At 63.0% G+C, this 24,810-nt stretch carries 19 protein-coding genes and 1 pseudogene; 5 read left to right on the forward strand and 15 right to left on the reverse strand.

What is annotated here, in order from left to right; translation table 11 throughout:
- Nucleotides 1-12 precede the first annotated feature (12 nt).
- Complete coding sequence (locus ADBZ9O_RS09515) at nucleotides 13-1,404, reverse strand: hypothetical protein (RefSeq protein WP_526530563.1); 1,392 nt, start codon at nucleotides 1,402-1,404, stop codon at nucleotides 13-15.
- Nucleotides 1,405-1,671: 267 nt separating this feature from the next.
- On the opposite strand from ADBZ9O_RS09515, the gene ADBZ9O_RS09520 reads away from it, so the two are divergent.
- Genes ADBZ9O_RS09520 through ADBZ9O_RS09530 form a run of 3 tightly spaced genes read left to right on the forward strand, consistent with a single transcriptional unit; the run spans nucleotide 1,672 to nucleotide 5,134 of the window.
- Nucleotides 1,672-2,373, forward strand: coding sequence for a vWA domain-containing protein (locus ADBZ9O_RS09520; RefSeq protein ID WP_526530565.1), 702 nt, complete (start codon nucleotides 1,672-1,674; stop codon nucleotides 2,371-2,373).
- Entirely contained in the window at nucleotides 2,370-3,455 is a 1,086-nt protein-coding gene (locus tag ADBZ9O_RS09525) for a protein phosphatase 2C domain-containing protein (protein ID WP_526530567.1), read from the forward strand. Before ADBZ9O_RS09520 ends, ADBZ9O_RS09525 begins: the two co-directional genes overlap by 4 nt.
- Nucleotides 3,452-5,134, forward strand: a complete 1,683-nt coding sequence (locus tag ADBZ9O_RS09530; protein ID WP_526530569.1) for a hypothetical protein — start codon at nucleotides 3,452-3,454, stop codon at nucleotides 5,132-5,134. The genes ADBZ9O_RS09525 and ADBZ9O_RS09530 overlap by 4 nt, the downstream gene beginning before the upstream one ends.
- A 66-nt stretch (nucleotides 5,135-5,200) precedes the next feature.
- Here ADBZ9O_RS09530 and ADBZ9O_RS09535 read toward each other — a convergent pair whose 3' ends face one another.
- The 5 genes from ADBZ9O_RS09535 to ADBZ9O_RS09555 form a co-directional block, all read right to left on the reverse strand.
- Nucleotides 5,201-5,818, reverse strand: coding sequence for a hypothetical protein (locus ADBZ9O_RS09535; RefSeq protein WP_526530571.1), 618 nt, complete (start codon nucleotides 5,816-5,818; stop codon nucleotides 5,201-5,203).
- On the reverse strand, nucleotides 5,812-6,579 hold the full coding sequence (locus ADBZ9O_RS09540; RefSeq protein WP_526530573.1) for a hypothetical protein: 768 nt from the start codon (nucleotides 6,577-6,579) through the stop codon (nucleotides 5,812-5,814). The genes ADBZ9O_RS09535 and ADBZ9O_RS09540 overlap by 7 nt, the downstream gene beginning before the upstream one ends.
- 71 nt (nucleotides 6,580-6,650) lie before the next feature.
- The gene (locus ADBZ9O_RS09545) at nucleotides 6,651-7,430 is read right to left on the reverse strand and encodes a hypothetical protein (RefSeq protein WP_526530575.1); all 780 of its coding nucleotides are present in this window, start codon (nucleotides 7,428-7,430) and stop codon (nucleotides 6,651-6,653) included.
- 321 nt (nucleotides 7,431-7,751) lie between these two features.
- A complete protein-coding gene (locus tag ADBZ9O_RS09550) occupies nucleotides 7,752-9,701 on the reverse strand; it encodes a hypothetical protein (RefSeq protein ID WP_526530577.1) in 1,950 nt (649 codons plus the stop codon).
- Nucleotides 9,702-9,799: 98 nt separating this feature from the next.
- Nucleotides 9,800-10,513, reverse strand: coding sequence for a hypothetical protein (locus tag ADBZ9O_RS09555; RefSeq protein ID WP_526530579.1), 714 nt, complete (start codon nucleotides 10,511-10,513; stop codon nucleotides 9,800-9,802).
- A gap of 664 nt (nucleotides 10,514-11,177) precedes the next feature.
- Between ADBZ9O_RS09555 and ADBZ9O_RS09560 the strand changes: the two genes are divergently transcribed.
- On the forward strand, nucleotides 11,178-12,770 hold the full coding sequence (locus ADBZ9O_RS09560) for a hypothetical protein (RefSeq protein WP_526530581.1): 1,593 nt from the start codon (nucleotides 11,178-11,180) through the stop codon (nucleotides 12,768-12,770).
- Nucleotides 12,771-12,923: 153 nt separating this feature from the next.
- Here the strand turns inward: ADBZ9O_RS09560 and ADBZ9O_RS09565 are convergent.
- From ADBZ9O_RS09565 to ADBZ9O_RS09575, 3 genes and pseudogenes are all read right to left on the reverse strand, one after another.
- Nucleotides 12,924-13,317 (reverse strand): annotated as a pseudogene (locus ADBZ9O_RS09565) (integrase core domain-containing protein); the annotation flags it as partial.
- 23 nt (nucleotides 13,318-13,340) lie between these two features.
- Nucleotides 13,341-15,107 (reverse strand): sensor domain-containing protein, encoded by a 1,767-nt coding sequence (locus tag ADBZ9O_RS09570; protein ID WP_526530583.1) that lies wholly within the window; start codon nucleotides 15,105-15,107, stop codon nucleotides 13,341-13,343.
- A 215-nt stretch (nucleotides 15,108-15,322) separates the two neighbouring features.
- Complete coding sequence (locus ADBZ9O_RS09575; RefSeq protein WP_526530585.1) at nucleotides 15,323-15,826, reverse strand: hypothetical protein; 504 nt, start codon at nucleotides 15,824-15,826, stop codon at nucleotides 15,323-15,325.
- A gap of 268 nt (nucleotides 15,827-16,094) precedes the next feature.
- On the opposite strand from ADBZ9O_RS09575, the gene ADBZ9O_RS09580 reads away from it, so the two are divergent.
- The gene (locus tag ADBZ9O_RS09580; RefSeq protein WP_526530587.1) at nucleotides 16,095-16,460 is read left to right on the forward strand and encodes a M15 family metallopeptidase; all 366 of its coding nucleotides are present in this window, start codon (nucleotides 16,095-16,097) and stop codon (nucleotides 16,458-16,460) included.
- 24 nt (nucleotides 16,461-16,484) lie between these two features.
- On the opposite strand, the gene ADBZ9O_RS09585 is transcribed toward ADBZ9O_RS09580, so the two are convergent.
- From ADBZ9O_RS09585 to ADBZ9O_RS09610, 6 genes are all read right to left on the reverse strand, one after another.
- Nucleotides 16,485-17,930 carry a hypothetical protein gene (locus tag ADBZ9O_RS09585; RefSeq protein WP_526530589.1) on the reverse strand — a complete coding sequence of 482 codons (1,446 nt, stop codon included), beginning with the start codon at nucleotides 17,928-17,930 and terminating at the stop codon, nucleotides 16,485-16,487.
- A 95-nt stretch (nucleotides 17,931-18,025) separates the two neighbouring features.
- A complete protein-coding gene (locus ADBZ9O_RS09590; protein WP_526530591.1) occupies nucleotides 18,026-20,305 on the reverse strand; it encodes a vWA domain-containing protein in 2,280 nt (759 codons plus the stop codon).
- A gap of 224 nt (nucleotides 20,306-20,529) precedes the next feature.
- Nucleotides 20,530-21,222 carry a hypothetical protein gene (locus ADBZ9O_RS09595; RefSeq protein WP_526530593.1) on the reverse strand — a complete coding sequence of 231 codons (693 nt, stop codon included), beginning with the start codon at nucleotides 21,220-21,222 and terminating at the stop codon, nucleotides 20,530-20,532.
- Nucleotides 21,223-21,280: 58 nt separating this feature from the next.
- A complete protein-coding gene (locus ADBZ9O_RS09600) occupies nucleotides 21,281-21,868 on the reverse strand; it encodes a hypothetical protein (RefSeq protein WP_526530595.1) in 588 nt (195 codons plus the stop codon).
- A gap of 546 nt (nucleotides 21,869-22,414) precedes the next feature.
- Nucleotides 22,415-23,548, reverse strand: coding sequence for a hypothetical protein (locus tag ADBZ9O_RS09605; protein ID WP_526530597.1), 1,134 nt, complete (start codon nucleotides 23,546-23,548; stop codon nucleotides 22,415-22,417).
- A gap of 635 nt (nucleotides 23,549-24,183) precedes the next feature.
- A complete protein-coding gene (locus tag ADBZ9O_RS09610) occupies nucleotides 24,184-24,798 on the reverse strand; it encodes a hypothetical protein (RefSeq protein WP_526530599.1) in 615 nt (204 codons plus the stop codon).
- Between the last annotated feature and the right edge of the window lie 12 nt (nucleotides 24,799-24,810).

Consider the following 24,810-nt stretch of genomic DNA (forward strand, 5'->3'; position numbering starts at 1 on the left):
CCTTGCTTGTGGTCATAGTCGATGAATGGTGTAGACCACGATCCATCCGACCATGATGACAATCAGCACCGCTGCGGGTATGCCAATGAGCAGAAACAGGCGGTAGAGACTTCTGCCGAATTCGTCGCTCAGGCCGTTTGACAGGCGCGGGTCGGGTTTGGGTCTAGGTGTGGTTGTGGATCTGAACGGTGGAGGACTCTTCTTGGTGGAGTGGACAGACGGGGCAGGAATCCTCTGAGGGACGGTGCTGGGCAGAGTTTTCGGCGTCGGCCGCGGCGTCGACAAGGTGTGTGGCTGTGGGGGCGACGGTGTCACGATTTGGTGGACGGTCTGGTGTTTCAGCGGGGAGGACTTCCGCTGGCGGCCGCGTTCGTCATCGATCGTGCACCATGGGCAGACCTCGGTATCGACAGGAACCTGGTGTGCATCACGCGGGCACTTGTCGACTTTGATGTCGAGCAACGCCGTATGCCATTCGGCCGCAGTCGGCCGCGCACTGGGCCGGGTGGATCCGACGGTGAACGCCTTCGCGAAGAGCCTTACTATCGTGCTCGGAAGGTACGTGACTGGCGGTGCCAACCGATGGGTCTGGAGTCGCGAATTGCGCCCGCCTGCCCAGTCGCCGGTGTTGGCCAGTTCCATGACGCCAGGTTGCTCGCCCTGCCCCAGCCAGTTCCCCCGGAGAAACGGATGATTGCCCGCCATGAGGAGCAGGTAGATGTGGATCGCAAGGGCGAAGAGATCCGAATCCTTTCGGCGGACTGTGGTGGCGAGATCGTGACCGAGCAGTTCCGGCGGGCTGAAGTCGGGCCGGCCCACGGCGCAGGTGAATACTCGCCCATCCTTGTCGGTGAACTGCATCGAATCGCAGTCGACCAATGCGACGCGGCTGGTGTCGGTCACCAAGATGTTGCGTTCCTGGAAGTCGCCGACCACGGCATCGACGTGGTGGACGACGTCCACTGCCACACACAGATTGGCGGCGACTGTGAGGAGATGGGTCCAGGTGGCATGGGCCGGCCACTGTGGACTGTTGGCCAGTGGGTTGGCCCGGTTTGACGGATTGCTCAGTGCATGGATTTCGACAGAGTTCTCGGTGTCGATTCTGGGCATTACGTAGCCGACCGGCCGGTCGCTTTGTCGAACAACATCGGTGGGCCAGCTCAGGACCGCGAAGCCGTCGTTTTGGGTGGCTCCAGAAGGTGGTGACGCAACCATGGCGACGACCTTCTCTAACTTCTCGCTCAGGCCGTTCAGTGTCGGATGAAAGATCTTGACCGCCAGGTCGGGCCGTCCCACGACCGTATGAATTGTTCCTTCGCCCGCTTTCGCCAGTACCCCACCCAGTTTGATGTCATGGCCGTCGTCCACTTGGTAGGTCTCAGGGCGACCAGTTCCCGTCACGGGTGCCACACCTGCCGCCATTCCTGCTTCTGCTGGCGTCGTCTATGAATGCAACGGGTCACCGTACAAACATACGATGTTGCTCCGATTGTTTGGTGCTCGAATTGTCAGTGCTCATACGTCGTGAAACCGGCAGCTAAATCGGTTAGGGTCAGCCGAACGGCGGACGCTCGGCTGCTGTTCGGCGTGACAAAATCCAGGTTTGCGCACTATCGGAGGTTGTGCGCCGACGTACGGCATTCCGTGCACTTGTGGAGGGGATTGAAATTGAATCAGTCTGACTGGGCCATTGAGCTCAACGATGAGAACCCGGATCCGAGGGTGTCCTGCGTCGTGTTAGCTGATGTGTCGGGATCGATGCAAGGTGCACCGATCGCCGCACTGGAGAGCGGATACGCGTCATTCACGCACTTCCTCAACAACGACGTGCTGGCGAGTAAGCGCGTCGAAGTTGCGGTGGTCACGTTCGGGACGGCGGCGACGGTGCTTGTGCCTATGCAGGAGGCCCGTGGTCTGCAGCCCATTCAGTTCAGAGCGTCGGGTCGCACCAACATGGCGGCAGGCGTGCATCTGGCGCTCGACATCATCGAGGATCGCAAGGCGGCGTACAAAGCCGCTGGTCTGCAGTACTACCGCCCGTGGATACTATTGCTGACCGACGGTCAGGCCAATCCCGAGGGTTTCGACGAGGCCGTGGCGCGACTCAATGCGGCCGAGGCCGCACGGGGGGTCACTATATTCTCCGTGGGCGCGGGCCCGCATGTCGACTGGCAGCAGTTGGCGCGACTTTCACTGCAACGTGGACCTGCACCGCTCGAGGGCCTGAGATACGAAGAGCTATTCGAATGGCTTTCGGCATCGCTGAGCAACGTGTCCAATTCCACGGAGTTCGCGAGCACCGACGAGGCATTGGCTGGTATCGGGCAGCAGATTAAACTACCGCCGTTGAGCGGGTGGGCCAGCGTGTGACGGATTCTCGCAACGATCATGGTCGCGGTGCGAGCTGGGAATGGGCGGCCTGCGGCGCCTCTGTGACCGGTAGTCAACACATCCGAAACGGCCTGGGTTGCGACGACGCATTCAGCTATTGCCATGTCAACGATTTCATCGTGGCGGCGGTGGCAGACGGCGCCGGGTCGGTGTCGGGTACGTCGGCGTGGGGGTCCCACACCGCGTGTCAGACCGTGGTCGACCTGTGTACGCAGCCGGCTTTCATCGCGGGCTTCAAGGATGCGACGGCTTCTGATGCCGACGCGATGATGCGGTGGTTGTTCACCCGTGCGCGCGACAAAGTGGTCAAACAGGCCGAAGCAATGGGCCTGCCGGTCGGGCTTCTCGCCACCACGCTGTCTGTGGCGCTTGCGTCACGGGAGTTGTTGGTACTGGGCCAGATCGGTGATGGCATCATCGCCTCGGAGAGCTCCGATGTCATTGCCACGCACCTCATTGAGGAGAAGGACGAGTACGCCAACGCGACGTGGTTCATCCACAGCGACGAAGCGTTCGAGAAATCGTTCCGAACCTCAGCACATACCGGTGCGACGGCATTCGCCCTTAGCACAGACGGAATGAGCTACAAGATCACCGATATCGTCACCGGGGAGCCGTTCGAGCCGTTCTTCAAAGGCGCTTGGAAACGGGTGCGATCTGGTGCGGGCGCCGCTGACTTCGCGGCGCTGCTGAGGGGAATTGAAGACGATCAGACCGGCGACGACAAAACGATGGTTCTTGCCGCACTGCAACGGGTAGAGGACGCCTATTATCCCTCCGCGCGCCCCGTGTTTCGGAGCCAGGTGAGTTCACCGGCGCCACCGCACCCCACGCAGATTCCCCCGCCCCCGCCTCCGCCTGCCCCGAAAGAGGCAGCCGCGCCGCCGGCCGCGGCGCCGGCCGCCCCCGCTGCACCGGTGTCTGCCGCTGAAAATGCGCGGGCAACTACTGAAGGTGGTGCCACTGAACCCATGACAGACAAACGCCGACCCCGGTGGCGTCGGCGCGCTGGAGACGCGGAGACCGTGCCTTTCGAGTCAAAATCGTCACGCACACCATGAATTTCGCAACTCTGAACGGCTCGTCGGTGCAGTGTGGAGCGATACTGGCGAGCGCCGGCGAAGGCACCATCTATGAAGTGGTTGGACATCCTGCACTCGTAGCCAAGGTTTTTCACGCGGATCTGAAAGACCTGGATATCAAGCTGGCGAAGGTAGAGGCGATGATCGCCTCTACGCCGGACGGCGCGGTGCAATCAGACGGTTTCGTTGTGCTCACTTGGCCGACTGACCTTATCCGCGATGGCACTCGCGCGCTGGGGTACCTCATGCCGCGTATCGACACCTCGAACGCGGTGGAGATCCACACGGTGAGCAACCCGTCTAATCGGACCAATCCTCTTCCCAACGCGCCCATCTGGACCGCGAACGTCACCTGGTCACATCTGGTGAACGTAGCAGCCAACCTGTGCCTGGCGGTAGAGATCGTGCACCTGGTCAATGCCGTCATCGGTGATTTCCAGGAACGCAACATTCTTGTCAACGACACCACCCGGGTCACATTGGTCGACTGCGACTCAATGCAGTTCACCGACGAAGCTGGACGGCAGTTCCCGTGCGGTGTCGCCCGGCCCGAATTCACCGCACCGGAGTTGTCAGGAGTTGACCTGGCCACCACCGCGCGGAGCAAGCCGTCGGATCTGTTCGCGCTGGCTGTTCACATCCACCTACTGCTGATGGCTGGGAACCATCCCTTCCTCAGGGGTGAATGGACCGGCGTCGGCGAACAGCCGGATGCATTGACGCTGGCAGCATCTGGGCAGTGGGCGGGCGGACCGGGGTCGGTGCTACATACGCATCCGCTGGCTCCTCCGGTGAGTTTTCTGCCTCACGGTATCCAACACCTATTCGTCCGCGCTTTCACTGACGGCGCCCGGAATCCCGATGCCCGTCCGACAGCGCAAGAGTGGCGGGCCGCCCTGCTGAGCCTGCGGATGGGGACATGCCCACGCGGCCACCAGATTCCGGTGGATGCGCAGCCGTGCCCGTGGTGTGCGATCGATGACCAGCGCGTCGCGCGGCGTAGTGCGCGGGCGGCATACTCCTCAGGTTCCGTCGGCGCCAGGGCAAACCAGGTGGTGTACCGGGTTGATTCTTCCCCGTACACGCCGCCGACACAGCAGCTGGCGCCGACTGCGGTGCCGTACCCGACGGGACCGGCTGCGGTGCCGTACCCGGCGGGACCGGCTGCGGTGCCTTACCCAACGGGCTCCGGCGGCGGGAGTAACCGAAACCTCGTCATCGTGGTCGGCATCGCGGCTGTCGCGTTGATCGGGCTGCTGCTGGTCTTCCTGATTCCATCCGGAAAGGACCGTGCTGCCCCTACCACTCCGGCGTCATCGTCGCCGGATGATTTCGACACGGGCTCGACGGTATCGTCCACCACGACGTGGTCCACGGTGATAAGTACGGTTCGAGCGCCCAGCGCACCCCCTGCCGACGCGAAGCCGTGCAGCGGCAATGGCATGGGGATGTACCGCAATGCCGCAAGAGGCACAGAGATCACGTCATGCCCATTCGCCATCAGTGTTCGCGACGCGGTGAACAACACGCGCCAGGCCACACCAGCGAGGGTGGATGCGTTCAGTCCGGTGACCAAGAAGTGGTATCCGATGACATGCGCGGTCGAGATGGTGTTGACCTGCCGGGGCGGTAATGACGCGGTGGTGTACGTCTACTGACCTGCGGTGCCATTCATAAAGGGGCGGGGTCCGCACAGCAATTCGTCAGGGCGCCAGCTCAATCCGTCAGGGCGTGCCGGCGCGCCGGTGCGTCACGTATAGCCAACCACTGAGTGCACAGATCGCTACGAGAGCGAGCATCGCCGTCACCAGGCCCGCCCCGACGGCAACATCCATCGGTGCCGGCTGATTCAGCGACGAAAGGTCGGTCTGATTGAGCTCGAGTGCCAAGGGGCCGGTCACCGCATGCTGCGTCTGCGGCCGCACCGCCGTAGCCGCCACGACGACGATGGCGCACAAGGCGAAGGCAGACACCGCGCCCCAGAGGTTGGCGTCGTCACCCTTGAGTAGCAGCGTCACTGAAATGGCGAGCGCGAGGGCAAAGGCAATGGGCATCACCGCGGCCACCGGTGCGGCGGACATGATCCAGTCGTAGAAACCGATGTTGACTGATGCCGAACCACGGATTGAATCGACCACGAGGCCCTCGTCGATATCGAATTCGTATCTGTTGAAACCATAGTCAGCCGGATCGAGGGTCACCGACCACATCGGCAGTAGCGTGGCGGCCAGACCGATGATCGCGAACGCGCCCACCAAGAACGGTACGTAGCTGCCCCACTGCACGCGCTGTGGCGGCGGGTACCCAGGCGGTGGGGGGCCGTAGTAGGCCGGATTCACCACCGCGGCGGCACATTTGGCTGAGGTGGTGCATACGGATTGGTGGGGGGAGGGCCGGCCGAAGGCGGGGGAGCCTGTGCGGGCGGCGTCCGGCGGAGCAACATCACTACTGCGGCGGCCCAGCCGATCACCCCGAACAGTGCTGACGTGATCAGACCTGAGCCCGGCGACACCGAGACCACGGAGTCGATCAGCTGGCCCAAGGACTGCCCGCCGACGTTTTGGCTGAGCTCCGAGGCGATTTGGCCACTCAAGCTGACTGACGGCAGCGGATTGCTGATCGCCAGCACTATCGCCAATAGTGCTGCGGTACCGGCGAACACCGCGGGCAACCCGGTGATTTTGGAGACGCCACCGAGAATTGTCGGTACGGCTGTCAGCCCGGCCAGCAACATCAACAGGGGGATGGCAGTCGCGACTACCGGGGCAGGAAAAGGCACGACGTCGAAGAATCCGATGCCGACCTCGACTGTGCCTGCGGGAGCGTCATTACCTCTGACCGCTGCCCCCGACGGCGTCACGACGACGCTGTACAACGAGAACAGCGAGGCAAGTAGGACGATGGCCGCCGAGACGGCCACCGCCACTGCGGCGAGCTTTGTCTGGTCCAGCGCGCCGAAGTTGATGCGCGGCTGGGTCGGCCCTGGCGGGTATTGAGGCCATCCCGGGTTTGGGATGTTCGCCCCGGGAACGTTGGGATACTGGCCGGGTTGCTGCCCCGATCCCTGTCCCTTTGGCTGCCACGGCTGTTGGGGGAATGTCACGGTGCCCTCCTCAGGGGTTTCCGCTCAAAGCGATTCTGCGACTGCGACTCTCATGGACACGGTCGGCTTGGTCAATACGTCACTGCTGTGACGCGCTGGCACCAGCGCTTCGCCGAAGCCGTCATCGCGAGGATGAGCGTGACGAGGCCGAGTAGAGCAGGCAGACCGGCGTTCAGCAGTACTCTTCCGAGGAATTCACCTGTGGATCCGGTGACTTCGGCGCTACCGGCAAACGAGTTCAACCAGTCGACGGCCTTGAATGCGGCAAGTATCCAATAGATGTTGGTCGCGATCACCAGCAGGCTGCCGAGCACCACCATCACCCTGCCTGCGGAACTGCGGGCCAACAACAGGATTCCGCCCAGTAGAAGCAGGACAACGAATGCGAACTCCGCGATGACCGCGGCGATGGCTCCGTAGGCCCAGAAGGCGACAGAGCCAGACACGCCCAGGTTCGATAGGCCGTCGAGTGATTTGAACAGGTAGTCGATGTCGTCCCAGCTTCGCACGACGTCGACGCCGTACCAGATAGCACCGATCAAGCCCAGAATGGCCGCGGCGATCGCGGCGGTGCCACCGCCCGCGCCCCGCGCCGCAGGTGCTGCCCCTGTTGCCGCTGGGTAGGAGTACGCCGGCGGAGCGGAATACTGCGGTGCCGAAGATGACGTAGGAGGCGGCGCCGTGGCGTACCCGGTCGTCGCGTAGGGATCTGGGGCAGGTGCGTACGACGGTGGAGGCGGAGGCGGAGGCGGGGGAGGAGGCGATGCTGCCTGCGGTGGCGGGTAGGAACGCCCCGAATCGCCGTAGGTGGTACCAGCACCAAATTTGCTCGGCGGCAACTCACCGGCCATCGGATCCCCCTCGTCACCCCTCCTGGGCAGGCCTCCACCGGACGCCCCTGAGGTGCGTAAACGTATCACGTTTGCCGTGGTTTCTGTGGGTTGTCGGGGGCTCTGTCAGCCGAACGGACGACGGTTTCGATGGGACGCCTTCTTGCGGTTCGCCGATGTCGGCGGATGCCACGCTATCGTCCACGAGAAGACTTGCCAGTCAATCGATTTCGACCTCCGCTCAGCTCATGTGCGTCGCTTCGTTGGTGGGCGCGAGCGTGTGCTCGCCACTCGGTCAACCGCCGACTCCCGCTGGTTTCCGGGGTCAGTTCGGTCGCCGAATTACGCGTTGCAGATGTCCTGCGGTGGGTTGGTGCTGATCTGCAATGTTCGGTAGGCCAGGACTCCCTCGCATATACCGATGTTTGAGGCCACCAGTTGGTACCGCGGCGGTTGCCCGATCTGTATGCATCCGAGGCCCGTGCCATGTGCCACTGGGGTACCCCAGTCTTGCCAAACGATGTTCGAGATGGTGTTGGCGCATAGTCCCATCGAAATCACTGCAGGTCGTTCGGAGCCGTACCCGCGCGACGTCGCACCGATCGCCGAGGCCGAACCGAGCAGGACCGTCGATGCGGGCTGCGCCACCGGCACTGCGGGCGCGGGGCCGATTTCGACCGCTGGTTCGCTCGCGACGACGACGTCGTTCTGGATCAGTTGGAATCCCTCGGAGGTGATCACATAGCGCGCGTTTTCGGGAGCGTTTACGGCGAGGAATCCATCTGGTTGGCGGGAAACGTCGTACAGGTCCAGGGCGGCGCCGTCGGATATTCGGTAACCACGGTAATAGAGTCGGTCGATCTCGCTGCGGCATACAACCAGTGCCGAGTTCGCTGTCCGCATGAACATCTCAGCGTTGTCGCTACCGAGGCACCGGGCACCATCCCCGAAGGTCACAAACCCATGGGCATCGGCGTCGGAGATCGGTGGAGGCTCGGCCGAATCGGAATCGGAAGGGGAGGGCGAAACCGATTGGAACGTAACATGGTTCCCCGGTTCTGCCGAAGTGTCGTTGTCGGTCGCCTTGTCTCCGGTGTGCGCCGCCCAGATCACTATCGTCACTGACGAGAGTGCCCCGACCACCGCTGCGGCGATTGCTTTCCGTGCCGCCTTACTCAGCCGCGTACGCGTCGCCCCCCGCGGTACTGACTCAGGTTCGGGCCCTCGCTGGGCAGGGATGACTGCCGTTTCCAACCGGCTGCCCCTGCGCGCTGCCCGCACACCTTCAATTTCACACCAGGGACACGTGAGACTGTCGATCGGGAATTGGTGGGTGCCGATCCGAGCGCACGAGACCAGACGAATGCCCAATAGTGCTGCGCGCCACTCCGCGGCAGTCGGTCGCAACTCCGGATTGTGACGCCCGTCAGTAAACGCCCGTGTGAAGAGTCGCCCAATCTCGGCGGGCAGAAAACTCGGGGACGGAGCCAGCGGATGGCTCTGCAGCGGCGAGTCCGGCCCTCCGGCCCAGTATCCGGACTGGGCCAGCGTCAAAGCGTCCGGCTGTTCACCGTGCCCCGTCCACTCGCCACGCAGAAACGGGTGGTTGCCCGCCATGAGCAACAAATGGATATGTACCGCCAGCGTGAACAGATCCGAGGACTCGTCGCGGGGCTGCATGCGCAGGTTCGCGACGGCCAGTTCGGGTGCGATGAATTCTGGGCGTCCAACTCCGCACAGGAACTGTCTGCCCGATAGGACGGTGAACTGCATGGAGTCGCAGTCCACCAAACTCACCCGTGCAGTATCCGAGACCAGAATATTGCGTTCCTGGAGATCTCCGATCACCGCGTGCACGCGGTGCGCGACCTGTACCGCCAAACACAGGTTCGCGGCGATGTGGATCAAATGGCTCCAGGTGGTGTGCTTCGTCCACTGTGGTGCAGAAGGCAACGGGTTCAACCGATTCGACGGATTGCTGATGGTGTGAATCTCCACTGCGGTCGCAGTGTCGATCCGCGGCATCACGAACCCGACCGGTTGCCCAGTGTCGTCGAGCACGATATCGAGCGGCCATGCCAGGACGACGAACCCGTCCGACTGCACCGCACCCTCGGGCGGCGACAGCACCATTGCCGCGACCTTCTCGAGCTTCTCCGCCAGATCCGCGACGTCGGAGTGGAAAATCTTCACCACCCAATCGGGGCGGCCCACCACCTCATGAACTGTGCCCTCGCCCGCTTTGGCCAGGGTTGCGCCGAGCGTCACCAGACCACCATGTTTGAGTTTCATGACCGCCGTTGGCGCCTTCCAGCAGCAACTTCACGTCAGCATCGATTGTGGGTGCCAGGTATCACCAAGGTCGAGAACGTCCCGGCCACGTCGCTCAACTATTGGCGGGCGTGGATGGCCAGATAGACCGGTCCGATCTGCAATTGACTACCGTCCCTCAAGGGGGTGCGCTTTCCTGTGTAGTTTTCGATGTGCTCGATCAGGCCGTTGCTGAGCACGATGACCGAAGTGGCAGGCGGCAAGCCGGGTACGTAGACATCGTCTTCGAGCCCGCCTCCGACCGTGATCGGCTGTGGCCCGAGACCCACTCGGGAGATCTCATTCGGGCCCCAGATAATTTCGAGGCTGGCGTCGCGGAACAGGGTCTCTGCCACGTACATCGCCAGGCCAAGGGCGAGCCCGAGCGCCGCAATGCCGAAGATTCGTCCCAATTCCTCCGGGAAGACGTTGGAGATGAGTAGGAAGCAGATTCCGCCTATACAACCGCCGACAAAGCCGGCGACGCCTCCGCGCCCCACGCCGAGATTCGGCACCGTACGTGAGAGCAGGCCGCCGATGAGCGCACCGGCGAGGCCCCAGCAAAATGTCCGGAGGACGTAGTATTGGAATTCAAACGAGCCGATGTCGAGTGAGTAAAGTGCCTGTGCGACCGCGCCAGCGACAAATCCGGCACCCGCACCGGAGGCCAAGGCAATGAACACTCGATTGGGTCGCAGCTCACGCCGCTGATGCCACGTATCCGAAAGAAAGAGGGCACCAGCCAGGACGGTCGTGAAGATGCACGACCAAAGACCCGTTTCCATCACCGCCATGAATTTGCTTGCGGCTCCCCCGGTGGGCGCTACTTCCGCGAATAGCGCTCCGACTGCCCCGCCGAGCGTTCCGGCTAGTGCGTGGAGGGCCAACTTGTTCGAGCGCAGTTTGGCGATGAACTCGTTTGGGGGTGCGGTGGGCAGGGGCGACTGCGCGTACGCAGCCTGTTGGTCGTATCCGGGCCACGGAGTACCCGGTGGTGGTGCAACGGGTGGTGCTGGGACGTTCGGATATGAGGGGGCGCTGTAAGAGGGCTGCTGCGGCCGGGACGCAGGCGGCGGCGTCGAGGGGAACGGGGGCGAGCCATAGGGAGGCTGTGTGGGTGGTGGGGCGGAGGGAGGTGGGGACTGTGGCGAATTGCCGCCCACGGTATAGCCGGCGCCGAACTTGCTCGGGGGCAAATTGTCACTCACTCGACGGGTATAGCACGCTCGCCACTAATCTGGAATGCAGCTGAGTGAATTCGTACGATCGACGCGGTGCGGTTTTGGGACAGTCAGAGTGTCCGCCATTTGTATGACAAGTACTAACCGTCGATCTGGATATCATCACGCCGTGCAGCCCAAGCTGACCCTCGGTCATTGGTGTGTGGTCATAGGTTTCGCCACCGTTGTCTTGGCTGGAACTGCCGGCTGTGGGGGACCGCGGTCGCTAGTTCCTGACATGCTGAATGCAACGTCGTCGACAGAGGCTGCGACCCCGAGTTCGACTGCTGCCCTGTCGGGCAGACAGGTCAGCGCAGTCATCGACAAGGTGCGGGTGCAAGCCACCTCAGCGCCCGCCGACAGCGGCCTTGAGTTAACGATCAACAGTGGCGACGTCGTCATACCGGAGGCTGAGGCGCTGGTGGTCGCCACCAAGCCGATCAGCATCCAATTGGATGGGGGAAAGGCTCAGCCCACTGCGCCGATACAGGTGGAATTTGACCTGTCGGACCGCCCCGACATCGTCGCTGAACTGAGCGATACCGTTCTGCCCGTTTTGGAATCGGTGTCGACGGCCAACCCCGATGAATGGGACATGTTCTCTGGCAAGTGGGATCCGGCTACCCAGACGCTCACAACGGAAGTCGCTCACCTCAGCGACTTCTGGGTCAGCGCTTTGAATGTGTTCAAGGCGATCGAGGGCGGGATCGGGCGGACCTTCGAAATTCTTCGCGGCGATTCGACGTCGCCATGTCGCGACAAGAGTGAGCTGACCCTAGATGGCACTGACTACGTGCTGACCGCCGTCAGTCCAGGCGCAATAGCGGGTTGCCTGGTTGACAACAACGGCTCGATCGCCATTGACTTCGCGAACGCCACCGGCGGGTTCTACTCCATCTCTGTCGCACCCGAGGAAATCGGTGGCAATTGGGTTGTCACACAACCCCTGAGCATGGACGATGCTGCGGGATCCATGGTAGTAGGGCTCACGCCTAACAACAAGGGCGTATTGGCTGGCCGCTCGGCGGGGCGACTCGCCCTGAACCCGGGGATCGCTGAGGCTGACGTCCGGATGATGCCGCAACCGCACGGCATCCTCGTCAAGAGTCTGCTGTCCGGGGTCAGCATGTTCGGTATCGATATGAAGCAGCTCGACGGCGTTCCGCAGGCATGGGATTGCTTCGTCACCGGTGTCAACGTCGCGAATATCGACAGTAGTGTCACCACCGCCGCGTTGAACGGCATGATCGGTGGGATAGCGCAGTGCCTGATCACGGCGGAGGAAGGCGCAAATGCCGGTGATAAGCCGAAGATGGCAGCGCTGCACCGCCTGAGCATCGCTACCAACTTGCTGACGGAACTCCCGCAGCAGCTTTTGGATTTTGTTGCAAGCGGACTGCAGGAAGCTGCGCGAGACTCGGTGAAAGACTTCCGATTACGCAGCGTTGCAACCCCGACCCCGCCCCTGCCCGACACCGGACCGTCGGCTGCTGGCTCGGTGATCGACCGGGTGGAGGTGACGACGTGGGCCTACGACCGCGTCGAGGGTGACACCTATGTAGCTGACAACAACGGGACCAAGCAGATCGAAGTTTTCTGGAAGTCCTTCGCGGGAGCCGACCAGGTCAGGTCCGAGTGCACGTCGACGGTCCACATCGAAGGTCCGGGGGCCTCTGAGGCCAAGGACGAGTCAGGATGCGATTCCTACAATCCCGGGACTTACCTCAAAGTGAGGACCCCGGGGGAATACACGGTGACGGTCACGGTGCGACCAGACGGCCAACCCGAAAGGACGACCCAGCGCAGTGTCACGGTTCTGCCTCATCGTTAGTCGCATCTCGGCTGTGGCGGAAGGATTTCGACCGCGTCACAGGACAGAATTGAGACGGTGTACCTAATTTGTGATCCACCGATGTCGTCGCACCTGCCTCAAACATGTCCCGCGTTGCCCTGACGGGCCTTGATCCCCGGTAGTGGACATTGGTTATTTGTTATGCGGATTCGGACACGGCAACGGGTGTGTGGGTCTTTTGTGGTCGGCGGGGCTGATGTAACCGCATCGGGAGTGCCGTCGTTTGGAGTTATGGCGGGCGAGTCACCGGAACACCTCGCGGCGGCAGGTCGCCGCATCGGTCCAGCAGTTGGTGTCTTGTACGACTTTGCGTTTGAGGGCCGCGTTGAACGATTCAGGCAAGGCGTTATCGGCACTCGTCCCGACAGCTCCCATGGACTGAGTGTCCCCAAGATCGCGCATAGTTTCACGAAATTGCTTGAGGCGTATTTACTTCCGTGATCCGTGTGGAATACCGCCCCAGTCAATCCACTGCGTAGGGCATCTGTGCGGCGTTGAGGGCGTCATCGGCCAGTTCTGTGCGCATGACGATCTGACCGTCACGACGCTCTAGGAAGTGGGAACCCTCGCCGCGATTTGATGCGCGATGTTCACCGCGGCGTCGAAGTCGGAGTCTTGCTGGTCGGTGCTACAGACCTCGACGTCGATGACGACATTGCTGGCCACGGTCAGTGCCCGCTGGCAGGTCGTAAACGTCCAGTGCCCATCTCCTGGCGTTGTGTTGTGGTAGCTCAACATTCCGCTCGTGTTGGAGACCGGCCCGACGATCCACTGCTGATCCGATTGGCCGGCCTGGCTCATGGTGTACGACCGGTTGGCACAGGCTGGCCAGCTTTGCGCAGACGAGCTGAAAAACGCGTCGGCATCACCTGATGTGGGAAACATGACCACGCCCTGATCGACGCGATGAGAAAAGCTCACACCGGACTCATCGGAGTCCCGGAGGACTTGGTCTCGAAAGTCGGTCCATCCACTACCGGCGTACGGCCCAGCTAGCACGGCCCCGTTCAAAGGGCGGCAGGCCGGATCGGCGACCGAGTCGTCGACCTGCATCGCAGTTGTGTTGTGATCAAACGTGATTCCGGAGGTGCCCACCGCTGCGTCCAGCTGTGGCGAGGCAAGCAGCAGGTCGTCCAGTTGAGCTTGCGTCACGGTCGCGGTCGCCGTGGCGGCCCCGGGCCGACTGTGGATGACGAGCGCAGACGCAATGACCACGACGAGGAGGATGACAGCAGCTCCGACACCGATGTAGAGGGGTGCACGTCCCCGCTTACGCGTTTGAGGTGATGCACCGGGGATCTGATTAACGATTTGTGGGTGGACGGGCGTGGCCGTTCGTGCCTTGCGCGCGGAGCGTGCGGTGTCGATGGCACACCAGGGGCAGACCGCGCAGCCGACGGGTATTTCGTGCTGACCCCGGTCGCAGCGTGTCACTTTCACGCGGAGTAGGGCGTGGCGCCACTCGTCGGCGGTGGGACGTGCCGCCGAGTCGGTGGCGCCGTTGGTGAAGGCGCGGACGAACAGGGCGCTAACGTCCCGGGGCAGGAACGCCGGCGGCGGGGCCAGTGGGTGGGTTGTCAGCCGGGACCTCGGTCCGCCAGCCCAATCCCCCGACTGGGCCAAGGTCAGTGCGTCTGGCTGTTCGCCGTGACCGATCCATTGGCCCCGCAGGAACGGGTGATTGCCTGCCATCAGCAACAGGTGGATGTGCACGGCGAGGGCGAACAGGTCCGAGGGCTTGCCCCGCGACTCGGAACGCAGGTCCACGCCTTTCAGTTCGGGCGCCGTGAATTCCGGGCGGCCCACCGGACACGGATACATCCTGCCGGTGGGGTCGGTGAACTGCATGGAGTCACAGTCGACCAGGCTCACTCGACAGGAATCGGAGACCAGGATGTTGCGTTCCTGCAAGTCGCCGACGACCGCGTCGATCCGGTGCACCGCGTGGACCGCTGCACACAGGTTCACGGCCACGGTCACCAGATGACTCCAGGTGACGTGAGGAGTCCACTGCGGGGCCGTGGGGAGGGGCTTGGTACGGGCCGAGGGGTTACTGATGGCGTGAATCTCGACCGAGGTGGCGGTGTCGATGCGGGCCATGACGAAGCCGATTGGCCCGACCCCGTCGCGGTGCAGCACCTGCTCCGGCCAGGCCAACACCACGAATCCGTCCTCTTGGACCGCGCCCGGCGGGGGCGAACCTACCATTGCCGCGACCTTGGCCAACTTCACCTCACGACCGGTTAGCGAGTCGTGAAACACCTTGGCCACCAGGTCCGGCCGGCCGGCCGGCCACCTCGAGAATCTCGCCCTCACCGGCCCGGGCTAGGGTCCGGCCTAAAATCACCGTTGTGCCATCGGCCAGCCACAACCCCGACACCGCGCTAGACACCCCCGTTGCTACAGCAGGAACAAATTGTGGCACGACGGCCCGTAGGTGTCTTCTCTGAAGAACGTCGGCACTCCGTCAACCAGTGACCAGATTGCTGATGACTACGCATTCCGCTGGCGAGCGGCTGCCGAACGACTATTTAGCCGATCGTAAACGTCTGCCATGGCGAGGGCTCGACGCCCACCGTGCGCAACTGGTCATTTACTGGCGTGACACGCCAGCGGTAAGGCCCTGGGAGCTGGAGTCCCATTCGGCCAGCATCGATCGATGTTTCTCGTGTGCCATAGGTGCCCCCACCTAGGTCACGCGGGCCGTTGTCTTTGTACTCCACCAGATACATGGTTGCTTCAGGGACTGGGGTCCATGAGAAGAAAATGTTGTTATCGGGGAACTGCGCACCATCGGGCGGTCCAAGGAGCACTTCACCGGGCGGCGGGGGTGGCGGAGGCGGTGGCTGGTACTGGGGCACTACAGGTGCCTCGACCGGCGCCAGATCGACAGGCGGTGGTGGCGGATCGACAGCCGGTGGTGGCGGTGGGACAGGCTGGGGCGCGGCGGTGGCGCCCGAACCAACGTCGACGAGCCTGATCTGCGGCGGTGCCGCGAATCGGTCCTCGTAGGTCTGCGATCCGGTCCAGAGCACGGTGCCTAAGACAACCGCGAGGGAGAGGACGGGCGCTGTGACAGACCGGCCGCCGCGGTCATCCGCACGTCGGTGCCGGCGCGTAGCTTGCGGCTCAGGATGGTCTAGCAAGTCATCCGCCTTGCCCGTCTTCGCCGACCTGCCCCACGCCAACCACGACACCACGACACCACCCCCAATACCGAGTTTGCTCGCTCACACTAATGCACGCGACGGGCTCCAGCCGATCTTCGCCAGCCTCGTCTTACTGGGCTATCCGATTGAGAAGATGCGAACTCCCGAGCACTACCGGGGCGCCGAGGACGAACTGTCGATGGAGGACAACAACACCCCGGCATTCAATTGCCGCGGAATCCCCGGGTCGGCCAACTGGTCCCAGCACGCCTTCGGCCGGGCCATCGACATCAACCCACTGGTAAACCCTTCCATCAGCGCAGCCGGAGAGCTCCAGCCGAAAACCGTCGGTAAGTACCTCGATCGTGCCCGCACCGACCAGGGGATGTTGCGTGATGGTGACCCGGAGGTGCAGCTGTTCGCCGACCATGGCTGGACCTGGGGTGGAAAATGGCGAGACCCCAAGGACTATCAGCACTTCGAGCGACCGTCACCCGCGGGCTGGCTCGTAGAGTCGTGAGCCACGGCCCAGCCCACCGCAGTCCTACTGCGGTGGCGGGTAGTACGTCACCCGAGCCCCGCGGCCGGGGTCTTGATCCACCGTCACGAATCCGGGCCCAGCGATCGACACCTCGTCGACATCCTCGATGGCCCAATCAGTCTCACCGGTGTCGAGGTTGTACGCGCTAACCGATTTCGAGCCGTCGTAGAAGTCAGAGATGCATCGGGCGCCGTCATTGACGAAGCAATACCCTGTGTCGTCAAGTTGCCATTTGACTACTCCCGTCGCGGGATCGATACCGACAGTGACATCGTCGGACCCCTCAGTCGTCGGCCCCTCGTTCCGCCCGAGCAGCGTCGATCCGACGCCACCGTTGATCGTGATCCCACTCGACGCTATCCACTCGAGGTTGCCCGTTGCGAGATCGAAAGCCTTGGGGCCAAAGTAGATACGACCGTCATCTTCTGCAGTCCCGAAAGACACGGAGTCTTGAGTGGGCCCGTCCGTCCACAGCGTGTTACCCGAGGTGTCGGTAATTCTCCATTCTGACGGTTCGCCACAAGAATCCCGGGGTGTCGCGATGGCAAGATACTGTCCGTTGGGCGACAGTGATGCGCCCGTTCCGTCGGGGCTGGCGAGTTCGCCGGATTCCGTGTTTATCAAGGGCCCCGCGAACTGGACGTATGGACCTGAATCCGTCGAGTAGAGACTGTCGTCGTTGCTGCAGCCGTCCCTGGGGAATTCGACCCGCCAGCCCGCGTCGAGACTGGTACTGGTTCCGCGCACCACCCAGTTCTTGTTGTCCGAGGTGTAGCCCGCGGCGAAGACCGCACCGTCGGACACGGTTGCGTCGATCAGACCCGGGAGTGTTTGGGTGCTGGCCAAATCGCCGTTGTCCAGGCGGTAGAACTGAACTTCGCGCGCACCTCCGTGCGACTCATCGGTGAGATCCCGTACACACATCAGGAGGTTGTCGACCGTTTCCCTTGCACAGTTGAACGTTCCGCGGATTCCGCTGGGCGTCGTCCAGAGAATTCGGCCGGACGCCGTCTCCAACGCCACCAACAAAGACTTGTCATCGGAGCCGTAGCTGGGTTCGGCCGTGATCAGGACGACATCGCCGTAGTCGGCTGCGTAGCCCCAGGAGTAATCGGCGAGGTCGGTGACATTTCGGAGGGGCACACTCCAACCCGGTTGCGGCTGGCTGGGATACGTCCCCGCGACCTTTCCGTCGTCTTTACCCGCATCCCACGACAGATGGTCAGCGCCGCCGTCGTGTGAACCGCGGAGGAAAAAAGCCGAGCCGATGACGATGACCACACAGGCGGTGACCGCTGCGGCGATCCAGGGCCAGCGACTCCGCCGAGGCCCAGCGGGCGGCGGTGGTAGCGGTGGCCACCCATACTGCGGGGGATGTCCCGGGCTCGAGGCGGGTGGCCACCCGTGGTTTCCGCCCCAACCGCCGGGTGCGGGTCCAGTACCGGTCACGATGCCTGATCCTAGGGCGCTGTGCTTGATTGCGCTCCGAACCTAACTGTCGTCGGTGTGCTTTCATACGATCGGCTGACAGCAGACTCGGGGGGTCAGCAGGAAGAAGGGAAACTCGACAGTTCTGGTTCGGGCACGCCATCGGCAGCGGCCTTGCCTTGGCAGATTGAACTGGGAAAGCCGGTGTATCGCTGCCATTGTCCTTGGGACAGATGCACCAGACTGGTCGAGTCGCCAAGTTCACCTGTGGTGACGTAGGCCCAATCGCCGTAGCACCTCTCGACACTTATCTGCGATCCGATCGCTGCCGAGATCTCCGATGCTTCACAGCTGTTGGCTTGTGGCAGTGCAGGCACCGTCTTGTCGCCATCGGCCATGCCGACGAAGAATACCTTTGTCACCTTGAGGGTGGTCAGCGGTCCCTCCGATGTGCCGACTTCCACGGTCCATCCGTCCGGGCCTTTTTTGATGCCGTAGTTGTCGTCGGCAGGGGCCCAGACTGCGATGAAATCACCTGGCAGGGAATCGCTTTGGCAGCTGAATTGGCCGACGTAGGTGGCATGCTGAGCTTGGGCGGACCATGCACCACCGATCCGCGCACGACACCTGGTGCCGTCGTCAAGTTCAAGTGCCATGGGGCGTGGCGCATCCGATTGGGGGTTGAGTGGAGTATTGGCACCGGTGGCAGTGCGGAGCTTCAATTCGTTGGAGAACGGGTCGATGAGACACAGGACCTGAGCCCCGCCGGCGGTTGGCCAACACGCATCGCCGGAATCCGCAGTGTCGCCACAGGACCGGACACCGTGGGTGACATCGTAGGGTGACGGAGATCCGAAATCGCAGCTGATCGGGTAATCTGAGCCACTCGCATCCGTCCCATAGTCTGGCATCGTGTTCCCTTGAGCATCAACAGGTTTGAGGACAATCTCCTCCGGACCAGATGTTCGAGGTCGCGGCGACGTGGACTGTGGGAGCCCCGGCACGGGCGTGTACTCGAATTTGTAGCCGTCGGCGGAAAAGGTGAACCCGTCGCCGGTGGCGTCGTTCTTGCAAGAGATTCCGCTCTTCTGCACGTTGCAGGTGTATCCCAATGCTTGAAGTGACTCGCCGTAGCCGAGGGTTCGGGCAGGCGCGTCGTACCTCAAATAATGGGGGTCCCCCTGTGAGGCGAATTGCGCTGTTTCATCAGTGACAACAATGGCGTTGGGCGGAACGGGGGCTTGGTCGTAGTGGCTTGGTACCAACGGGGCGCCTGCGACGGGTAGCGGATCTCCGTTTGCAGTGGAGCAGCCGGCCTCCTGCCAGGGTCTGATAGCGCATCGCCATCCGCCGGTCGGTGCGGTGAAGAAGTACCCGATGGCGCCGTCGGACTCCGCCCTGAATAATTCGGCGTCAACGGGCGGAAGCGCGGCGTGCGGTTTGCACCGGCACAGGGTGATGGTCTTGATCGTGCCCGTGAGGGGACCGGCGGTCTGGATAGTGATCCGGTAGGCGTTGTCGCCCTGGGGATCTGCGTCGTAGACGAGGGTGGTGTCACCGGCGCTGCCGCTGAGGTCGTCGTTGGTGTTTGCGGCGAGGGGTTTTCCATACAGTTCAGTGGCTACGGCGACGGGGTGGCCCACCTGCAGACCGTCAATGGTGCGTGCACCGGTGTGCGGGCGAATGGATTCGAGAATGCCGTCGGTGAATTGGAAGTCGCAGTCGCGCCAGACGACTACGGTGACCGGGCCGGAGCCGGACGCATCGGGAAAGTCGGGATGGGTGGCCTGAATGTCATCGAGGGTGTTACCCAGGTCGATCCCGTAGATGCCGCTGCCAGTGAGGGATTGGTTGGCTTGGCCGATGTTTTGGGTGGCCTGTAAGCGGGTGGCGAGTTGAGCGGCGTTTCCGGCTTGAATGAAGATGCCACCGGTGTGTTGGGCGATGCAGCGCAGTTGATCGGCGGCGGGGCCGTCGACCTTGAAGCCGACGGTGGAGATGGTCAGGCCTGGGTGCGTCGTTTTGAGTTGGGCGGCGGTGTCGCACGGTGAGGCGTCGCAGGTTTCTTCGCCGTCGGAGACCAGGACGATGGCTTGCGGACTGTCGTCGGGAGGAAGTTGGTCGGCAGCTCGTTGCAGAGCGAGGCTGATGGGGGTGTAGCCAGACGCTGTGATGGAGGTGAGGGCAGTGTTCATCGCGGTGCGATCCAACCCGGCGACTGGGAGCAGGGTGCGCACGTCCTGGCAGCTGATCGGCTTGTCGTCGGGGGCCGACCCCGTGGTGGTTCCGTAGGTCTCCAGGCCGATGATCGCCGTATCAGGAAGGGCAGCAACGAGTTTGTGCGCGGCGTCCTTGGCAGCCTCGATGCGGGGGCCGGGTGCGTCGTTTTCATTCATGGATCCGGAACCGTCGAGGATCAACACTGCCGGCGTAGACGGCGCCGTTTCATCGGACGCACCGATGTCGTGCCCCGATGAGCACCCACAAGCCAGTAGGGCGAAGGTCGCCATGATCACGAACCACCGCCGCATGATCAATGTCTCTTGCAACTCACGAGGGCCACTGGACAAACGGCTGGACCTGCCGGGTTTTCGTCAGCGAATCGCACGAGAGGCACGCCCTAACCGGCGATCCAGAAGTTCCATCCCGCCGGGGCAGGTGCCCACGAGGGGTCCGGCGTCCAACCCTGCCCCGGCGTGAAGCCGGCGGGAAGCTGCCAGCTGGGCGGCGGGTTGAATCGCCACACCGCAGCGGGGACCTGCAAGTCCTGGCGCGCTGCGGCGGCTCCAGGCGTTGCTACCAGGGGCGCGGGTGCGATGTCGGCCGTGACAGGCGAACTATCAGGTCGCGAAAAATTCAATGGTGCAACAGTATTCGGAGTTGTGCTGGCTGCGGGCGAACCCGGTTGCGGTGCGCGATCAGCTACCTGGCCGGCACGCATGGGCAGCGATAACCGTGGCGGTCGGCCGCCAGTACCGGGCACGAAGGACGGTGAGTCGATCACAGTTGGGCCGGCCGGGCGCGCTGACGGGTAGGTGCCGGTCGGTGGCACTCCGGAGGACAGTCCGGCGAAACCATTCTTCAACCGGTCCTTATAGACCCGTGCCTTATCCGGGTTGCGTTTCAAGAAGGCGCCCAGGAAGCCCAGTGCCAGCAAGGGGATCCAGAGCAGCATGCCGGCGCCGCCGCCGAAAAAGAAGAAGTGGGTACTGCGCCGGCCGCCGCCCCGGGCTAGGTACTCCACCGACTGCGCGAAATCGGCATCAGCGAGCACCGTGCGCGTGGCGTCGGCCAGATCGAGTGTCATAGACATTGGTGGACATCCCCCCAGGGTTCTTATGTGGTGTCGATCGTCGGCGAGTACTGACCGGTCAGCGTGGCTTTCTCAGGTACTCCACGGTGGCGGTGGGGTCGTAGCGACGGATGTCGGCAGTCCAACTGTCGCCGAACTTCTTGTACAGACCAAAGCCGTCGATGGTGCTGGAGAACGGGATCGGAATGAACCAGACGGTGATCCGGTTCCGTGTCCAGGTGTCGATCGTGGCGGACACCGAGACCGTGCCGTCAGCCTCTGCCCACATGTCGGCGTGGAACTCCAGCGGCCGCGACAGTGTTCCGGTGACGGCGAAGTCCAGTCGATCGTGGGTGCCGGCCTTCAGGATGACTCGCGACAGCGGCCCCTTGAGGTTCGCGGCTTGTTCGGCGGCCAAGCCCGCGACCTCCTCGCGTTCCAGCCTGGTCCGGATGCGGAACGTCGCCGTGTCGCTGGGGGCGACGCGGAAGAACACCACCCACGCCCCTGCGGCGAGGACAACGCCGATGAGTTTCACGCCCGAGTCTCCCGCCAGGATCAGCAGCGTGGCCAGGACCAATGCCCCACCGCCAAGAGCCGTTTTGCGGTTCTTCGGGTCCATCAGCCACACCGCGGCAGGGCTCTGCCCCACGGAGGGCGCACGCATTGGGTATGCAGCTGACGGTGGCGGCATCATCGGCATCGCTTGTTGGTGCGGGGTCATGACCGGCGGCGGCGAAGGCATTGGTTGTATTGGTGTGGTTGGGGGCGCCGCGATGACCGGCATCACCTGTTGTTGCGGGGGCGTGGCCAGCGACTGTGCTGGAAGCTGTTGATTTGCTGCGGGATCCGTGTAGGGGATACCGACTGACATGGCCCGCTGTTGTGACTGCGCTGCAGGCGGCAGGGTGGTACCGGTTGCATCGCCCCGCCCGCTGTACGTGGTACCGGCGGCGAAGCGACTCACTGGTAGAACTGGCAATTGCTGCGTCCAACCGGAGTCGACGGGATGTTGTGCCGTGGCTGCCTCAGGGACGATGTCCGGATCCCGGCTGACGCGCGGCATTCCTGATGGCACTGCCGCTCCGTAGTGTTGATCGGTCTGTCGCCGATAGTCGTGATGCGGATTGTCACTGGGATTCGTCACCGTGGGTCCCTTACCGTTCGGCCGGGCGGAGTGGCCGGCGGCTGGTGAGATGAACTGTTGGGTACATCAATTGGTCGCAGTGTTACGAGCCCAGTCGGCAATCAGCTCGTGCTCGTACTGCTCCTGGCGCATCCGTAGGTCCGTGTACACCAGCAGTTGCAGCGTGCGCGTGAAAGCGAGCATGAATGACAGCGCAATGATCATGAACAGCAGCATGCCGATTGGACCGAGGACGAACGAGATTGCGAACGACGGGAGCATGAGGATCGGCATGACGCAGACCGCCCACAGCGCGTGAATCGCCAGGATTCGACCCCAAGCTGATTTCACCAGTTGCATGGACCGTTTGCACGAATCAACGACGCCTCGGTGTTCGATGACCAACACGATCGGCGCAAGGCTGAACATGATGCCCAGGACGAAGTTGGCGGCGAGCAAAACCAAGTAGAAGAAGATGCCCACGGCGTACGATGACGACATCACCGCGGCGATCACGATCGTGTACACCAGCATGTCGGTGACGATGAAGAAGCTGTAATAAGCAAGTGTCAGCCGCGTGACGGCGAACATCCGTTGCCTGGCAAGGGCAAACACTTCCGGCATCCTGATGCGCTCACCGCGTACTGCCTTGTCTGTGGTGATCACGCCCAAGGCGATGAGCAACGCGTCCAAAGGCAGCGAAACGGCATAGATCAGCAGTCCGAAGACCACGAACAGCGCCATGAACGAACCGGCACCTGCGCTCAAAAGCGAATCACCGCTTGAGAGAATGACTTGCACCATGATGTAGCCGAGAAGGCAGCCGGCTAACCCTGCTGCAAGCAGGAGCAGCAACGGAATCCCGACCAGCGTAGGCCAGTTCCGGCTCACCACCTTGAACGCTCCTGTGAAGATCTCGGGAAAGGTCATGGGGCGGAACGGGATATAGGGGACGGGGGCAATGCCGCCCGCAGCAGGTCCCGTCGAGGCGGGAGGTGCGGCAGCGAGTCCGAAACGGCTCAGCACGTCCCGCACGTCCGGCGGCCACTGGGCGCGGCGCTGCCCCAGATACCAGGCCCCAAAGGCGCATCCGCCCACTACCAGGATCCAGGCGACTCCTGATAGCAGTCCAATAAGCCCCGCGATGACGGTGAGCCCCCACATCGCGTGCGATGGCGATAGTTCGAAGCGTTGCGCCGATGCCGGTGTGCCGATCGGCATCCCCAGCTGCGGTGGTGAGGGCGGTGGCATCCAATATTGTTGTGGCGGAACACTCGGTGGTGGGGGCGGTGCGATTGGCATCCCAAATTGTTGTTGCGGAACACTCGGTGGTGGGGGCGGTGCGATTGGCATCCCAAATTGTTGTGGCGGAACAATCGGCGGTGGTGGTGGCATCACCGGCATCGCGTGTTGTTGCGGGGGCATGGGCGACGGCCGTGACGGAATCTGTTGTATGGGTGCAGTTGAGGGCGGCGCGATAACGGGCATCGACAGCTGCTGCGGGGGCGTCGTCGGCGACTGCACGGGAAGCTGTTGTGTCGCTGCGGGATCCGCGTCGGGGATACCGATTGGCATGACCCTCTGCGGTGTCGGCACCGCGGGCGCCGGGGTGGTACTGGTTGCATCGTGGCGTCCGCTGTACGTGGTACCGGCTGTGAAGCGGCTCACCGGTAGAACCGGCAATTGCTGCGTCCAACCAGACTCGACCGGAAGTTGTTCCGTGGCGGCCTCAGGGACGATGTCCGCTTCCCGGCTGATGCGCGGCATCTCCGGAGGCACGGCCGTTCCGAAGATCTGGTCGGTCTGTCGACGATATTCCTGATGCGGATCGTCGCTCGGATTCGTCACGTGGCTTCCTAGCGTTCTGTCGGAGTGAATAGCCCACGGACAAATTCGGAGTTCCATTTGGTGACTTCGATACCATTGACCGTGCCAGATACTGATCCCGCTGCCAGCGCGATGGTGTTCTCGGTGTCCTGCCCGAACCGGATGACGCAGACCCACGCGGTACCGTCCTCCGCGTTTTCGAAAAGTGCCCCGCTGTAGGCGGAATCGGCCAGCGCGAGCACCGCGTCTGCGGCTTCTCCCGCTGTAGCGTTCCGTAACGCATGGATTCCTGCGGCAGTAGCTGTGTCCAGTACCCAACCTTCCGCAGTGCGTGCCGCTGTTACCGCAGCACCGCCCAACACCGACTGATCGGACACGGGAGCTACGTAGGCGCCTACTCGCTCGGTTGCGCTCAGGAAGGCCGAGATGTCGCGGGCGATCCATTCGTGCGGGAGGACGCCCGGTGCGTCGGCGTCTCCGCCCGCTAGCCGACGCACCAGTAGCGATCGCATGCCGCGCACACCCGCACGGGTCAAAGCTTCGGTGGTCGGTTCAACCGTTGTGAGGCTGAGAGGCCAGGGTCGGCCGTCGGCAACGCATAGCGCGACGATCTCGTCGTCGGTGAGCAGCGCGGTGTCTTCCACGGGTATACCTTC

This window comes from Mycobacterium sp. (assembly GCF_965229105.1).
Classification (GTDB): Bacteria; Actinomycetota; Actinomycetes; order Mycobacteriales; family Mycobacteriaceae; genus Mycobacterium.